This window comes from Pseudonocardia sp. DSM 110487, assembly GCF_019468565.1.
In the GTDB taxonomy this organism is placed as follows: Bacteria; Actinomycetota; Actinomycetes; order Mycobacteriales; family Pseudonocardiaceae; genus Pseudonocardia.
In genome coordinates this window covers 7315661-7330953 of record NZ_CP080521.1, presented here as the reverse complement: position 1 = coordinate 7330953, position 15293 = coordinate 7315661, and the positions used below count along the sequence as shown (strand labels likewise).

Below are 15293 nucleotides of genomic sequence, written 5' to 3'. Positions count from 1 at the left end.
CCGTCAGCGAGACCATGCGCGGCAACGACGTCCCGGCTAGTCCTCCAGCCGTAGATCGTTATGTCCAGCCGAGTGCTGCTTGCTGGCGCTGGTAGTGGCTGGTGCGGGCGCGGTGTTGGTGGCGTCGTCGCCAGTCCGACCAGGCCTCGGGGCAGGCCAGGACGCGGCCGGGTTCGATGACCAGGATTGTGAAGAGTCGGCGGATCTCGTTGCAGGTCAACGCGATCATCCCGACCGGGGCGGGCCGTTGGGTGTGCTCGTGGGCGGCGATCACGGCGAGCAGGGCGTGGGCGAGCATCGCGAGCAGGGTCCAGCGCTGCCAGGAGCTCCAGCGCCGGACCTCGTGCTCATCCAGCCCGGCCAGGCCCTTCCCAGCCTGGAACGACTCCTCGACTGTCCAACGGCGGCCGGCGACGCGGACCAACTCGCGTAGCGGCACTAGCTGCGGGGAGTAGCAGCGGTAGAACGCCAGCTCACCGGTGCCGCGGTGGCGGCGCACCAGCAGCCACCAGCACTGCCCGTCGGCTGGGTCGGCCCGCCTGGCGGGGTCGGGGTGGGTGATCAGGGGCCCAGTCGTAGTAGCGCTCACCTTTCGCGCCGGCTCCGGCGGAGAGTCGTTGCCAGGCCCGTTTCGGCAGGCCAGCGGTCAGCAGGTCGGCGCGGATCGGCCCGGCCGCGGTCGGGATCTGGCGATCACACCCGATCCCCAACACGTAGCCGATCCGGAGGGTTTCCAGCTCGGCGCGCAGAGTCGGGTCGGCGCCATAGACCTCGTCCCCGGCCACCCACCGGGCTGCGACGCCCGCGTTGAGGGCGCGCAGGAGCATCCCGGTGGCCAGCGCGGGCTTGGTGAGGAACTCGATGTCGGCGGGCACCCCGGCCTCGTCGAGACGGTCCGGGTTCGTGGTCCAGGACTGCGGGAGATAGAGCTCGCGGTCGATCATCGCGTGACCGCGGGTGCCGGCGTAGGCGAGGTAGACCGCGACCTGCGCGTTCTCGATCCGTCCCGCGGTGCCGGTGTACTGGCGCTGCACCCCGACGGTCCGGTTGCCCTTCTTCAGATCACCGGTCTCGTCGACCACCAGCACCGCGTCGACGTCGCCGAGGTGGGTGGTGACGTAGTCGCGCAGGTCATCACGAACTCCGTCGGTGTCCCAGACCGCCCGGTTGAGCAGGTGCTGCATGCCGTGTGGGTCGTTGTCACCAGCGTGCTCGGCGATGGTCCAACAGTTCTTGCGGGGCAGGTCAGCAAGCAGTCCGAGGAGGAACCCGCGCGCGCGGCGGGTCTCGAACCGCGCGAACCGGCCGGCCATCCGCCCGAGCAGCCTGTCGGTCTCAACTTCCCACCGGTCAGGCCCTACGCTGTGGCCCGCGGCCACCGCGTGATCATCTGATGTCGACACAACGGACGAGGATCACGCGGTGGCCGTGCCATGTCCGGGACCGCCACGCCGCAAGATCACGAACTACGGCTGGAGTACTAGGCAACCTTGGTCGACAACAGTTGCACTGCATCCGTGAGCGGTGGCAATGGGGATCGTGACCCTGAAATGCTCAGTGTATCTTGAGATGCGGTGCCCGAGGTCCCAGTCGTGTTATAGGAAGGAGTCGAACCCAGAAACGTTGCATACCCGCGTAATGCGGGTGTCCATACATTCTAGACTACAGCATTCGGCGGCGGCCTCTCAAGGCTGATCTCCCGTGATGGGAGTCGGTCAGGGCCACATTTTGGTGATTCGGCCGCCTGCGTGGACGTGCCAGAACCCGACGCTCGTGCGGTGTGCGGCGCGGTGGATGGCGGGCATGGCTTTCAGGAAGCGCTGGGCGATGGTGTCGAGTGTTGCGTTTCCGTCGGCGAGGCAGAACAGATGGCCGTTCGTGAGGGCGGCGAGTTCGTCGGTGCGGTAGCGGATGCGTTGGTCCTTCGTGAGGAGCGCCCAACCGCGCTGACAGCCTTCGGCGATCCATTCGGAATCGCCGACCTGTTGGGCATCGTCGGGGTAGAAGTCGGCGATGAGGTGGACGATGTATCCGGCGTCGCGCAGTCGGTGTGCCGAGATCTTCCCCAGGCTTCGGTCGAAGAAGAACTCAAGCGGCCTGTCGGAGGACGTCCTCGACGACGTTCTCGGCAAGGTTGTACTCCTCGGCTACGGCTGTGATCGGCTCGCCTGTGCGCCATAGAGTGACGACGTCCTCGACCTTCACCTTGTTCTGGGCTAGTACGGGGGTGCCCCAGCCGAATCGGGGATCGATGACGACCTCGGCTCCTGCCGGGTAGTCGGGTAGCCGCAGGCGGATCGGGGTTCCGGTTTCGTCCCAGTCGATGTAGCGGAGGTAGTCCTCGAGGACTTCTTTGATCGCGTGTTGGTGGTCGCGGGCGCGGATCAGGGAGGTGTCGGCGAGGCGGACGAAGACCGCGACGCCGTCGGTGGCAATGCGTCGGGTGGCTAGGGCGTAGGGGTCGTTGAACTCAGTGCGCACGATGGTTGCGGCGTTGCGGATGTCATTCATCGGCATGCCCGATTCGCGCAGTGCGCGCAGGACGTGGGCTTCGACGATGCCGACGAAGGGGACGCGTGGCCAGCCGCGTCGTTCGGGGCGAACGGCGTGCACGAGTGGTTCGTCGGCTGGTGAGGCGAGCCAGACGTTGAGTGTGCTCTCGGGCATCTTGAGGTATCGCGCGGTCTCTCGTGCGGTCAACAGCGGGGTCCGGTACGGATCGATCGCCATGGTCCACCTCCTCCCAACGGCATCCTGAGAGTACTCGTATGCACGATCAAGGTGGGGCATGACGCGGTGGCCGACGGTCTCACGAGCCGCAGGGGCTCGGCGGTTGCGGCTCTGGCTGGTCACGGCCTCCTGCCTGGATGCGTGGCCGGACGGGCGCCTGTGGGGCGTCGATGACGTCGTGCAGCCAGCCGATGCTCACAGTCGAACCCGCTGCTGCGCGGCGGCGTCTCGCAGTGCGGTAACGGTCCGGCGGGGCGGGGATGGTCGGGTCGGTGGCGCCGCGGAAACTGCGCAGCAGCTCCGTCCGGACCCGTGCCGCCTCACCCTGGGCGACGCGCGCCAAGAGCCGGTCCTTCTCAGCCACAGGCAGGCGGGTCACCCGGGCGGCAAGCTCGCCGGGATCGTCGGCGCCCGCCTTGAGCGGCGGAGATGTCTGAGCCGCGATCGCGAGCAGGTCGTCGTCGAGGCGAAGGAAGTCGGCCAGTGCCCGCTGTGCTGCGGTGAGCGTGCCCAGCCCCGGGCGGAACTGGTGGCTCGAGGTCGTCGTCGGCGTCGCGGTCGAAGGCGTCCTCGTCACGTTCCCAGGCGCCGTAGGCGGCGAGCCAGGCGACGTAGAGCGGCCGGAGATCACCGGCGGCGAGTTCGGCACGAACTCCGACGATCGCCGACAGCATCGTCTCGGCGTCGTAGTCTAAGTCGACCTCACAGGCGTGGTCCTCGCTGGTGAAGTCGAGCACGATGGACTCGTCCGTGACCCAGGCACTCAGCTGATCGCCGACGCAGTAGTCCTCGACGACCTCGGGATCGAGCAGGTCAGTGGGGCAGGCGGAGCATCACTCGATGGGTTCCCCAGTTGGCCACGTACAGGTGCGCGTCGTAGTAGCGCTCCATCAGCCGGTTCAGGTCACCCTTGAAATTGCCCCAGTGGTACTCGTTCACGAAACTAGTGGCGGTGATCCTTGCCCGGGTGGACATGGACCGAACCTCGCCCTGCTCGTCATCGTCGAGTGGCCGATCGATCGCCAGGAACTCGTAGCGCGTGTTTACTAATCGGCGGAGCCAGATGTTGATCGCTGTGATCTGGGTGGTGGCTTCGAAGCGCAGGGCGAGCTTGTCGTAGCGGGTGGCGAACCTTCGGTGCTGTTTGTGCAGGTTGATGCTGCACTCAACGGCATGCCGCTGGCGGTAGATGTCGGGGTCGAACCGTGGAGGCCGTCCACCATGTGATCCACGCTTGCGCCGGTGGGCCTGCTGGTCGCGCGTGATCGGGATGGTCGCGGGGATCCCGCGTCGGCGTAGGTAGGCGCGGTTGGCCCGGGACGAGTACGCCTTGTCGGCCAGTACCCGGTCCGGTCGGGTCCGGGGCCGGCCCCGCCCGGGCCGCAGGACCCGGATGCGTTCCAGGACCGGCACGAACTGCGGGCTGTCTCCCCGATGCCCGGCGGTGAGCAGCATCGACAGCGGCTTACGGCCCTGCTCAGAAGCCAGATGCAGCTTTGTGGTCCACCCGCCCCGGGACCGGCCGAGTGCGTGGTCGGCCGGCTCATCACCGGGTGGTTCGACTTGACCGGCCGGGTCTTGGCGGGCGCCCGCGGCGTGTTGGTGCGCCCGCACGATCGTGGAGTCCACCGACACGTCCCAGCAGATCAGGCCAGCCTCGTCACCGAGTTGCTGCAGGCGTTGCACGATCCGGGTCCAGATGCCGTCACGTTGCCAGGCCCGGAACAGGCCGTAGACCGACTGCCAGGACCCGTACCGCTCGGGTATGTCCCGCCACGGTGTCCCGGCACGGGTCCGCCACCGGATCCCGTCGATCAACTGTCGTCTGGTCCATGTTCGGGGCCGCCCACGCCCACTCACCGCAGGTAGCAGGGGTGCAAGCAGCTGCCACTGCGCGTCGGTGAGGTCATGACGGGCACCCGCGGGTACGGTCCCCACGAGGTCTCCGGTGGTGATGGTCTTCTTGGTCGTTGATCCATCTACCGGAGACCTCACTCATCTCCGCTGACCGACACGCGCTGCCCGGCGACGAAGATCCACTTTCTAAACAGGCGCTAGTGCTGATACTCGCTCACTAGCCGTCCAGTCGAACGGTAGGGGGAAAAGGTTCTGCCCGGAAACTCGAGTCGTCTCCCATGTGGAAGAACAAGTGACCCTCGACCGTCGCGTCATGGACATGGAACGCCCAGCCGCGTCCGCTGACCTGGTCGCCCTCGTCGATGCCCTCCCAGGTGAACTCGACACCGGGTTGGTCGTCCCGCTCGGCCGGGCGGTAGTCCAGCCGGCCGCGGACGGCGATGAAAGCGAACTGGCCGGTGCCGTCCTCGGTGAACTCGATGAAGCCGGGCTCGACCAGGTCGATGGCGTCGCGGTCCCACCCGCTCATATCCACGATCCGCCAGCGACCGGCCAACGGCGCGGCGGACCCTGGAACACCTCTTGTCATGAGGCGTCAGCGTAGCCATCGCATGGAGGATCGGTTCGAGGTGTCGTGATCTGACGGACGACGGGTTTCGTGCGTTCCAGTGCTGGCGAAATTTGCGCGGTGAGCTGGTGGCCGAGGTCGGGCTGCGGGCCGTACTCGATATCGCGTGCGTGGGCGTGAATCAGCTCCACGTTTCGGCCGAAGAATGACGGGGCGACCTACGGCCGTCGTCGGCCCAGCGCGGCCTGGTGGTCCCTCGGGTGACTCACCCCCGCAGCACGCCGTGACGACGGGTCAGCGTGCTGATCTTCCTGTCGAAGCACAGCGCCGTTAGGCGATGGCCGTGATGTTGCCGTCGTCGAAGTAGATGGCTTGGTGGAGTCGGCCGCCGAGGGCGGTGGCGTAGCGGGCCAGGACGTCCTGGCCGGAGATCTTGCCGCGTTCGATCTGTGAGACGCGGCCCTTGGTCACGCCCATGCGGTCGGCGACCTGTTGCTGGGTCAGGCCGCGGGTGCGGCGGATCTCGGCGAGGCGGTGTCCGATGACTTCGGCGAGCAGCTCGCGCTTGCCAGCTTCGACCGCGGCTTCCCCGCCCGCATGGGCAATGTGCTCGTTGCGGATGTCGTTCCAGGCGGCGTGGCTGGTCATCGCTGCTGTTCCTCGTGGGCTCGCTCCGTGAGGTTGCGCGCATAGCGGTTGTTCAGCGAGCGGGATCGCGTCGCGGTGCCACTCCTTCTGCCGGCCTGCCTTGTCGCCGGCGACGAGCAGGATGCTGTCCCACCAGCATCGAAGGCGAACAGGATCCGTACCGTTCCTGGCCGTAGCTCTTTGAGGTTGGTGATCGATGATCCGTGGATCGTGTCGACCAGCGGTCGACCGAGGCCGGGTCCGACGTCGGCCAGGGTGTCGATGGCTTGCACGGCCCTGGTGTGCGTTGTGGCGTCGAGCGAGTCGATCCAGTCGCGTACCTCGTTGACGATGTAGACCTGCCACTGCCCGGGCACCACGGCGGCGAGTATACCGATCGCTAAACCGGGCGGCCAGTGGTTGATCCGGCTCGGCGGGGCGTGGCGGCGTCCTGGTCGGCTCTGCGCTGTCAGTTATGAGTGGGCGAGGGTGTGTGGGTGTCCGGTCATGGCGGCCAGCGCGCGCCCGGCTGGCGCGGTCGCAACGGCTTGAAGGTCGGCCTTGATGCGACGAGCAGGTGCCGCACCCGGTCCTCGCAGCCGCTGAGCAGGGACGCCGCCCGGGATCCTGACGGGATCCCGCGGTGTGGTCGGGCGGGCGCGCCGTCGTCGCGGCGGACCTGCGGGCCGGCTCGTGCATACATGTGGCTCTCACGCAGCCCGATCGAGAACCCACGTTAGGATAATCGGCGACACGATCCAAACAATCCGCGCCGACGGGTCGCATCGACGTGTTCAATGCGCGCTGGTCAGGGACGTTCTACGATTCGCCGATGGACCTCAATCGAGTCGACCTCAATCTGCTCGTCGCGTTCGACGCGCTGATGGCTGAACGGAGCGTCACCGCCGCCGCGGCCCGCCTGTCGGTCGGGCAGTCGGCGATGAGCTCCACGCTCGCCCGCCTGCGCAAGCTGCTCAACGACCCGGTCCTCGTCCGCGAGGGCCGGACCATGGTGGCCACGCCGGTGGCGGAGGCGCTCGCCGAGCCGGTGCAGCAGGCCCTCGCCGACATCCAGTCCATGCTTTCCGGGCGACGCAGTTTCGACCCGGCCGTGGATCGCCGCGTCTTCACGGTCGTCGCCAGCAGCTATGTCGCCATCGTCCTCCTGCACCCGTTGCTGGTGCACCTGGCCGTGGAGGCGCCGAACATCCAGCTGCGGATCCAGCCGGTGGGTGACGGCCTCGACGACCTGTTTGCGCGCAACACGGTGGACCTCGCCATCCTTCCCAGGGAGGCCCTCGCGGGTAGGAACGAGCTTCACCACGAGGTGCTCTACGCCGACGACTACGTCGTGGTCGCCGACCGAGTGCACCCCGACATCGGCGACACCATCACCCTTGGACAGTTCAGCGAGCTGCCCTATCTGGTGAGCAGCTCCGACCTGCACCCCTCGCTCGCCGAGGCGCAGCTCGACGTCCTCGGCGTGCCGCGCCGTGTGGAGGTCGCCTCCGGGTTCGAGGTCGCCCCGTTCCTGCTGCGTGACACGCGGCTGATCAGCCTGCTCCCGCGACTCTTCGCGTGCAAGGTCGAGCATGCGGCGGACCTGCGGCTACTCGAGCCTCCGATGCCGCTGAACCCGCTCACCGAAGCCATGCTGTGGACCAGGCGCCTCGACGACGATCCGGCTCACACTTGGCTGCGTCGCCGCCTGCACACGCTCGCTCGCGAGATCACGCACGGACTCGGGGTCTCGGCACCATTGCACCAGCCCGGGGCAGACCCGCGAACGAAGTCGCTGTCCTACTCGAGCGAGCGTTCTGCGCAGACGTGATCCGTGCCCGCCTCTGTCGCCAGCCGGCTACATTGGTCTGATCAATGCCGCCCGATCGACGAGAACCGTTTCCCTCTATGCGAGAGCGCTCCTACGCTTCCGGTCACACCACGAGCAACGGCGCCGGTGCGGCGACGGCACGTGCGGAATCCGACCGAGGCGAGCGCGAGTGAGGCGAGCGCGGGTGAGGCGAGGGAGCCCCATGACAGCCACTATTCCGGAGTCGACCCGTTTCACTCTCCTCCTCGACCGAGTCGAGGCAGCGCTTGTCGACGAACAAATCGATCTCATTCCCTGGCGGCGCAACGACACACTCCGGCTCACCCCGCAGGGCCCGCTTCTGCTGACCGGGGAGGTCATCCTCACGGAGACCCCGCTGCGCACACCGAACCTGGGACTCTTCCTGTGAGCGACAAGCTGACCGTCCACCTCGACACAGCGCGGTGCAGCTCATACGGCGTCTGCGTCAGCATTCTGCCTGACGTGTTCGACACGCCCCCCGGCTCGCCGACAGTGGTGTTGGTTCGTGAGAGCGTCGACGGCGACGAGCGTGACGACCTCGAGGAGGCGGTCCGGGCCTGTCCCGCACAGGCCATCTCCATCGGCCTGGAGTCGCAGACGTGACCGGCAGCCTCGAACACGTCCTCGTGGTCGGGGCCTCACCGCCGGGCTCAGCACCGCCGAGGGCCTCCGCGAAGGTGGGTTCGAGGGCACCGTGACCGTCCTCGGCGCCGAGCGGCCCCCCGACCGACCGACCGTCTCCAAGGGCCTGCTGACCAGCCGCGCGGAACCCGAGCTGCTCGAGCTCCGCTCGGCTCAGCGCCTCGCGGCAGCCCGGCTCGACCTGGGCCTCGGTCACACAGCGGTAGTACGGCCGCCGGTTCCACTGCTACGGGCGACGCCGCCCCGGCGACACGAGCCTCGTGGTCGAAGGCGGCTTGGACCAGGCCGAGTACCTCGTACTCTTCGGCCGCGACGACCAGTTCCACGCCGTCTTCTCCTGCGGCCGGATGCGCTCGCTGCGCGGCTTTCGCACGTTGCTCGCCCGCGGCGCCACCTGGAACGACGCCCTGGCCCTCGCCCGACAGAACAATCCGACCCTCGACACCAGGGTACTGGCAAGCCAGTAAACGAATGGGAGTAACTCAGTCATGACGCTGCTCGACGACCACGTCGTTCTCATCACAGGCGGTGGCTCAGGCCTGGGCCTGGGAATCGCACGCCACTGCCGGACCGAGGGCGCCCAGCTCGCTGTTCTCGAGTACGACCCGGTCAAGGTGCTCGCGCTCAAAGAGGAGTTCGGCGACGACGTCCTCGTCATCGAGGGCGACGTCCGCAACCTCGCCGACCTGCAAGCCTGCCGGGCGGCCGTCGAGCAACGCTACGGCCGGCTCACGTCCCTCATCGGTGCTCAAGGCATCTTCGACGGCAACGTCCCGCTGGCGGACATCGATCCCGATCGGATCGATCAGCTCTTCGACGAGATCCTCTCGGTCAACGTGAAGGGCTACGTGCTCGCCGCCCGAACCTTCCTCGACATGCTCACCGCCGAGGAAGGCTCCATCGTGCTCACCTCGTCGACGGCCGCCTTCGCGGCCGACGGCGGTGGCGCCGCCTACACCGCCAGCAAGGGTGCAGTGAACAGCCTTGTCCGGCAGATGGCCTTCGAGTTTGCGCCACGTGTACGAGTCAACGCTGTGGCACCGTCGGGAATCGCCGGAAGCCAACTCCGCGGGCCCCGGGCTCTGGGACTGGAGGCCTCCAGGCAATCCGACATCCCTGCCGACGTTTTTCGGCGGGCGTTCGAGGCGGCGGCCCCGCTTCAGTACCTGCCTGCGGCCGAGGACTACGGCCCGTTCTACGCCGTGCTCGCCTCGCGGCAGAACAAGATCGTCACCGGCCAGATCCTCGTCGCTGACAGCGGCGCATTCAACCGGGCCATGATCAGCGCGAACCCGGACTCGTTCGGACTCGGCCTGCAGAACTGACGGGACGAGCTCATGCCGCGGTGGTCAGCAGGCGGATCGCCTTCGACGCGGTAGGGGCGTCGATGGCATGAACACCACGGCACCGTGCGGGCGGGCGTCGTCGCCGACCCCGACCTGCCACCCGTCCGCTCCGCCCGCGCCCCTTCCCGCGCGCGTGTCAGGAAAGGTTGATCCATGTTCGAATACTTCCCCGGCAACTACGTCTGGAACCTGGGTGTCATCGGGGCACTGAACAGCGGCGGGCTCATCGACGAGGTCGACCGAGCCTGCCGGCCCATCCGCGAGGTCGCCGCGCGCGGCGCGGATGCAGGCACCGTGGATTTCCTACGCGCCTGGGGCACGCTCACCGACCAGCTCGCCGCACGGGCCGAACAAGCCGAGAAGGCCGGGCACCACCGTACCGCGGGGCAGTTGTACAAGCGCGCCACCAACTACCTCTGCTCCGCCGAGCGCTTGCAGAGCGCATCGCACCCGGAGCGGATCGTCACCTACCGGCGGGTGCTGGACCTGCAGCAGAAGGCGTTCGACACCGGCGACCCGCGTACCGTGCGGGTGAAGATCCCGTTCGAGGGTACGAGCTTGCCCGCGTACTTCACGAGGAGCCCGTCCGCCGACGACCGGCGCACACCCGTGATGATCGTGTGGAACGGCCTGGACTCCACGAAGGAGCACATGTATGCCTCCGGCGTCGGGGAAGAGTTCGCCGCTCGCGGCATCTCCACGCTCATGGTCGACACCCCGGGCAGCGGAGAAGCGCTGCGACTCGGCGGGCTGACGGCCCGCATCGAGGCCGAGGCATGGGCTGCTGCCTGCGTGGACTACCTGGAGACCCGCGACGACATCGTTCCCGGTCAGATCGGACTCGTGGGCTGGTCGCTGGGCGGCTACTACGCGCCCCGCGCCGCCGCGTTCGAGAAGCGCCTCGCACTCGTCGTCGCCTGGGGCGCCAACCACAACTGGGGCGCGGTGCAGCGCCGCCGCATCCAGCGCGAGGGCGAGCGGCCGGTACCGCACTACTGGGAACACGTTCTGTGGGTCTGGGGGTTCGACGACCTCGACACCTTCCTCGACTACGCAGACGGCGTCCACCTGGACGGCGTCGTTGAGAAGATCACAGTCCCCTTCCTCATCTGCCACGGCCAAGGCGACCGCCAGATCCCCCTGGAATACGCGCACCGCTCCCACGACCAGGCCGTCAACAGCCCCAAACGCGAGTTGCGGATCTTCACCCCCGAGGAGGGCGGCAGTGAGCACATCGGCCTCGACCATCTCCCCTTCGTCCGCGACTACATCACCGACTGGGTCGCCGACACCTTCAGCGAACTCGCCAAGGATGCCGTTTGACGGACCCCCGGTTCTCCCAGGCCGGCTCTGACCGAGCGAGCTGAGACAGCGACCGAGGGGCCGATGCACGAGTCATCGGCCCCTCGATCATCGGCCGGTCATCGGGGGAGGAGGTTCACCACCGCGTCGATCTCGGCCTGCGGGCGGACCGAGAGGCCTGCGCCTGCGAGGAGGGTGGTGAGGGTCTGGACCTCGGCCTTGAGCGGCTTCGGCATGGGGGAGCGCATCAGTGGGCTGTCGATCAGCCCGCGCAGCCAGGTCGCGGTCTTGTAGCGGATGTGCAGCCGGCCCCATTCGGCGTAGACGAACTCGTGCAGTGCCATTAGGCCGCCGTCGAGCCAGATCTTGCGGGCGCCCTCGAGGTCGCCCGCGCGCCAGGCCGCGATGTGCTCCAGTATCGGCTCCAGCGCGTAGTTGAACGACCCGGTGACCGTGCCGTCGAACAGGTCCATCGCGAGGTTCTCGTGGAAGTTGACCGCGGTGGCACCGAGCACGGCGACCTGCGGGTGGTTTCGCTTGATCGCGCCGCCGACCTTCCGGTAGCCCTCGTAGTTGTAGGTCATCTTCCAGCCGACGACCTGCGGGTACTGCTCGAGGATCTGCATGGTTCCCTCGAGCGGGAGGCCGACGCCGTAGCCCGGGGTGGGGGCGGTGACCGGGTGGCAGATCACCGGCAGGTCGGGGACCGCCTCGACCACCTCACCGATCACGTCCGCCCAGACCTCCGGATAGCGGGAGGCGTCCCAGGAGGTCGTGATGTCCAGGGCGCCGATCGGCGGCATCAGGAACAGGCCGTGCGCGCCGAGGTCCCGGGCGGCGACCGCGCGGGCGACCGTGTCTGCGGTGCTGTTGCCGATGATCCCGGCGATCACGGGCATCACGTCTCCGAGCTCGGCCAGGGCGAGGGTGAGGGCGGCGTCCTGCTCCTGAGGGCTGAGGTAGTACAGCTCCCCCGCCTCCGGGTTCACGACCATGCCGAGGTCGTGACCGGCGGCCTTGGCCTCACGGAAGTAGGCCCACAGCCGTCGGGCCTGGGCGGGGTCGAAGTTGCCTTCGGTGTCGTAGGGGGTGACCGCCGCGACGTAGAGCGCGGCGGGCGGGGCGATGCGGGTCATGAACTCTCCCGGGTAGTGGACGGACCCATCTGGACGTGCTTGGTCTCAGGACCGAACAGGGCACCGACGAGCTGGAACAGCCCGCCGAGGACGACGAGGACGACGACCGTGTAGGCGGCGGGCATCAGGTTCGACAGCCAGCCCTGGTAGGTCGCGTAGAACGACGGCAGGACCACGGCGAGGCTGTAGCCCAGACCGAAGCCGAGCCCGCGGGCCTCCGTCGTGAAGCGTTCGGTGATGTAGACGGTGACCACGGCGACCGGGGCCATCACCAGCACCCCGACCACGATCGTGATGACGCTCGCGTGCACCGGGCCCGTTGGGCCGGTGCCGACCAGCCAGGCGTAGGCGGCCGCGCCGGGCACGGCGGCCACGAGCGAGGCGATGATCAGGTAGGGGCGCCGCCCGATGCGCTGGCTGAGCAGCGCGCCGCCGATGAGTACGAAGGTCAGCACCACGTAGAGGACGACGAGGGTCCAGGTCACCTGGGTCGCGGAAAGCCCGTTGCTGCCGCGGAGGGTGGCCGGGATCAACGCGGTGATGCTGTTGAGGCACAGCCACACCCCGGTCATCCAGACGAAGACCTGCAGCAGGCTGCGGAGGTTGCCCCTCTGCAGGATCGCGGCGCCGCCGGTACGGGTGTCGCGGGCCTCTTTCCAGGCCTCGGACTCCTCGACTGTGCGTGCATAGTGGACCGCGAACAGCAGCGCGAAGACCGCGCCGACGAGGAACGGGATCCGCCAGCCGATCTGCGAGTAGGCAGAGTCCGGGCCGCCCGGCGGGAAGATCGCCAGCATCAGCACGGTGAGCAGGGCGATCGCGGCGTAGGCCACATTCGCGCCGCTCTGGATCAGACCGCCCACCAACCCGCGGCGGTGCGCCGGAACCGACTCCATGGCCAGCGGGCTGGCGCCGGTGTAGCCGCCGCCGAGGAACACGCCGTCGACGAACCGTAGGGCAACGAGGGCGACGACTGCCCCGATCCCCCAGGTCGCGTACCCGGGGAGGACGCCGATGGCCAGGGTGGTCGCGCCGAAGCCGGTCACCGCGATGATCGTGGCCCGCCGCCTGCCGATGGTGTCCGCGAGCCAGCCGAAGATAAGTGCGCCGAGCGGCCGTCCGACCAGGGTGGCCACGAAGATCCAGGAGGTGACGAGGGCGATCGTCTGCACCCCGAGGTCCGGCGACAGGAAGTATGCGATGGCGGGGGCCAGCGCGACGACCGGCAGGTAGATGTCGAAGTTGTCGATCATGAAGCCGACGATCGCGCCGCGGACGGCGTGTTTGGATGAGTCCGAGCCGGTCTTGGGCGTGCCTGCCGGGGCCTCCGCCTGCCGGGCGGAAGGGAGTGTGCTCATGTCCACCTCCTTGTGGATGTGCTAATATCGCCCGCTAGCAGGCGAAGTTCGCCTATGTTCGTGCGTTTTCCGCCCGACGTCAATGGAGCCGGTGTGACCGCAGTCGGAACCGTGCCGGAGTCGGCCCAGACGGCCGACCGGGCGTTCCAGGTGCTCGATGCCGTTGCCCGCCGGGGTGCGAGCACCATGGCCGAGCTGGTGCGCGAGACCGGTCTGGAGCGCCGCATCCTCGGCAGGCTCGTGGGCAGCCTGCTCAAGGCCGGGGTCGTCGACCGCGCCGAGCCGGACGGGCGCTACGAGCTCGGCATCCGGCTCGTCGAGCTGGCCGCCATCGCGGAACGGCGCAACGGGCTGCTCGCCCGCGCCCGGCCCGTGCTCGATGAGCTGCTCCAGACGGTCGAGGCCACGACCGTCCTGCACCGGGTGCACTCCGACCACATCGCGCCGATGCTCGTGCTCACCCCCACGGATGTCTTGTCGGTGGGATACCCGATGGGGCGGCGGATCGCGCTGCACGAGGGCATCGGGCGCGCCGCCCTGGCCTGGCTGCCCGCGGATCGCGTCGACGAGGTGCTGACGACCCTGTCCGAGGACCGGCGGGCGGCCGTCGAGGAGGGCGTCGCCGAGGTGCGCCGGACCGGGGTGGCGCTCTCGCTCGGCGAGGTCGTACGGGGCGTGGCCGCCGTCGGGGCTGCCGTCCGGAACGCGCTCGGGACCCCGCTCGCGGTGGTCGCCGTCGTCGCGCCGGAGGGGCTCCACCCGGAGCGGTTCGCCGCCGAGGTGCACGCCGCCGCCCGCCGGATCGAGGCCTGAGCGGCGGCGCGAATCAGAAGGAAGCTGCCCGCCGGCCGGCAGGCGACCTCGAAAGCTGATCCCCGAGGTTCTGCGACACCCTCACGCGTAGCAGGTCAGCCGGCGTCCCCCGTTGTAGGTGACCATGTCGGTGAGCGCGCCCGCAGCGTCGATCGGGCCGCCGAGTGGCGAGCCGGTCTTCGCGGCACGCAGGTCCTCGTAGGCCCGGTGCAGGTTGCCGACGATGCGCTCGGAGTCCAAGAGGTCGGCGAACTCCCCCAGATCGGTGTCCCGGGCGGCCTCCAGCGGGGTGAGACCCGCCGCTCGCGCAGGCCCGGCGACGCCCTGCAGGAACCGTAGATAGGCCTCCGTCCGGTCGATGACTTCGGGCCCGCACACCGGACCGTGGCCGGGGACGATGGTCGTCGCTCCCAGCTCGCAGATGCCCTCGAGGGCCTGCAGGGCGCCGGAGACCGACCCCTGGAGCAGGAACGGCGTGCCCCCGTTGAACAGCAGGTCGCCGCTGAACAGGATGCGCTGCTCGGGGATCCAGACGACGGAGTCGTTGGTGGTGTGTGCCGGCGAGCCCGCGTAGGCCACCCGGCACTCCAGGTCGTCCGCGTAGACCTTGATCCGGTCCTCGAAGGTCAGGAAGGGTGGCGCCAGCTCGATGTCGCCCCAGTCGACGTCAGTCCAGACGCCAGGGAGGCTGGTGGGCAGCCCGTTGGCGGACAGCGCCTCCCGGATGCCTTCGCGACCGACGATGGTGGCGCCGTCGAAGCAGAAGTTCCCGAAGGTGTGGTCGCCGTGGTGGTGGGTGTTGACCAGCGTCCGCACGGGAGCCGACGTGACACCGGCAATCGCGGAGAGGTACGCCCGCGTGCGGGCGACCGTCGAGCAGGAGTCGACGCTGATCACGCCGGTCCGCGCGACGACGAAGCCGGTGTTGTTGATCCACCAGCTCCCGTCGGGCTGGACGAAGGCGAAGACGCCCTCCCCGACCTCGACGGCCTCGTCCGGGGGTGCGAGGCGTTCGTGCTCCGGTGCGTGGCTCATGACGCCGAGGGCATCGTCTGCAGCAGC

At 68.5% G+C, this 15293-nt stretch carries 16 protein-coding genes and 2 pseudogenes; 7 read left to right on the top strand and 11 right to left on the bottom strand.

From position 1 onward, the window contains the following. Positions 1–58 precede the first annotated feature (58 nt). The 8 genes and pseudogenes from K1T35_RS34285 to K1T35_RS34250 form a co-directional block, all read right to left on the bottom strand. A pseudogene (locus tag K1T35_RS34285) lies at positions 59–1313 on the bottom strand (IS701 family transposase). Between the two features lie 402 nt (positions 1314–1715). Then, on the bottom strand, positions 1716–2132 hold the full coding sequence (locus K1T35_RS34280) for a hypothetical protein (protein WP_220255900.1): 417 nt from the start codon (positions 2130–2132) through the stop codon (positions 1716–1718). Beyond that, entirely contained in the window at positions 2089–2730 is a 642-nt protein-coding gene (locus K1T35_RS34275) for a DUF433 domain-containing protein (RefSeq protein ID WP_220255899.1), read from the bottom strand. The genes K1T35_RS34280 and K1T35_RS34275 overlap by 44 nt, the downstream gene beginning before the upstream one ends. Positions 2731–2809: 79 nt before the next feature. Further along, a complete protein-coding gene (locus K1T35_RS49255; protein WP_255621037.1) occupies positions 2810–3307 on the bottom strand; it encodes a hypothetical protein in 498 nt (165 codons plus the stop codon). 473 nt (positions 3308–3780) lie between these two features. After that, positions 3781–4668: pseudogene (locus tag K1T35_RS34265) on the bottom strand (IS5 family transposase); the annotation flags it as partial. Positions 4669–4804: 136 nt separating this feature from the next. After that, positions 4805–5116, bottom strand: coding sequence for a hypothetical protein (locus tag K1T35_RS34260; protein ID WP_220255898.1), 312 nt, complete (start codon positions 5114–5116; stop codon positions 4805–4807). Positions 5117–5485: 369 nt separating this feature from the next. Then, entirely contained in the window at positions 5486–5803 is a 318-nt protein-coding gene (locus K1T35_RS34255; protein WP_220255897.1) for a helix-turn-helix domain-containing protein, read from the bottom strand. After that, a complete protein-coding gene (locus tag K1T35_RS34250; RefSeq protein ID WP_370645189.1) occupies positions 5800–6162 on the bottom strand; it encodes a type II toxin-antitoxin system RelE/ParE family toxin in 363 nt (120 codons plus the stop codon). The genes K1T35_RS34255 and K1T35_RS34250 overlap by 4 nt, the downstream gene beginning before the upstream one ends. 452 nt (positions 6163–6614) lie before the next feature. Between K1T35_RS34250 and K1T35_RS34245 the strand changes: the two genes are divergently transcribed. From K1T35_RS34245 to K1T35_RS34220, 6 genes are all read left to right on the top strand, one after another. Next, on the top strand, positions 6615–7613 hold the full coding sequence (locus tag K1T35_RS34245; protein ID WP_220255896.1) for a LysR family transcriptional regulator: 999 nt from the start codon (positions 6615–6617) through the stop codon (positions 7611–7613). Between the two features lie 202 nt (positions 7614–7815). Beyond that, positions 7816–8022: a hypothetical protein gene (locus K1T35_RS34240; RefSeq protein WP_220255895.1), complete on the top strand. Its 207-nt coding sequence runs from the start codon at positions 7816–7818 to the stop codon at positions 8020–8022. Next, positions 8019–8237, top strand: coding sequence for a ferredoxin (locus K1T35_RS34235; protein WP_220255894.1), 219 nt, complete (start codon positions 8019–8021; stop codon positions 8235–8237). The genes K1T35_RS34240 and K1T35_RS34235 overlap by 4 nt, the downstream gene beginning before the upstream one ends. 314 nt (positions 8238–8551) lie before the next feature. After that, positions 8552–8743 (top strand): hypothetical protein, encoded by a 192-nt coding sequence (locus tag K1T35_RS34230; RefSeq protein WP_220255893.1) that lies wholly within the window; start codon positions 8552–8554, stop codon positions 8741–8743. A 21-nt stretch (positions 8744–8764) separates the two neighbouring features. Continuing rightward, positions 8765–9601 (top strand): SDR family oxidoreductase, encoded by an 837-nt coding sequence (locus K1T35_RS34225; protein WP_220255892.1) that lies wholly within the window; start codon positions 8765–8767, stop codon positions 9599–9601. Between the two features lie 174 nt (positions 9602–9775). Beyond that, the gene (locus K1T35_RS34220; RefSeq protein ID WP_220255891.1) at positions 9776–10945 is read left to right on the top strand and encodes a S9 family peptidase; all 1170 of its coding nucleotides are present in this window, start codon (positions 9776–9778) and stop codon (positions 10943–10945) included. A 98-nt stretch (positions 10946–11043) separates the two neighbouring features. Here the strand turns inward: K1T35_RS34220 and K1T35_RS34215 are convergent, their stop codons facing one another. Then, entirely contained in the window at positions 11044–12060 is a 1017-nt protein-coding gene (locus K1T35_RS34215; RefSeq protein ID WP_220255890.1) for a dihydrodipicolinate synthase family protein, read from the bottom strand. Beyond that, positions 12057–13418: an MFS transporter gene (locus tag K1T35_RS34210; RefSeq protein ID WP_220255889.1), complete on the bottom strand. Its 1362-nt coding sequence runs from the start codon at positions 13416–13418 to the stop codon at positions 12057–12059. Before K1T35_RS34210 ends, K1T35_RS34215 begins: the two co-directional genes overlap by 4 nt. A gap of 93 nt (positions 13419–13511) precedes the next feature. Here K1T35_RS34210 and K1T35_RS34205 point away from each other — a divergent pair, with 93 nt between their 5' ends. Further along, positions 13512–14231 carry an IclR family transcriptional regulator gene (locus K1T35_RS34205; RefSeq protein WP_220255888.1) on the top strand — a complete coding sequence of 240 codons (720 nt, stop codon included), beginning with the start codon at positions 13512–13514 and terminating at the stop codon, positions 14229–14231. Positions 14232–14312: 81 nt separating this feature from the next. Here K1T35_RS34205 and K1T35_RS34200 read toward each other — a convergent pair whose 3' ends face one another. Further along, positions 14313–15266, bottom strand: coding sequence for an MBL fold metallo-hydrolase (locus K1T35_RS34200; protein ID WP_220255887.1), 954 nt, complete (start codon positions 15264–15266; stop codon positions 14313–14315). Positions 15267–15293: the final 27 nt, after the last annotated feature.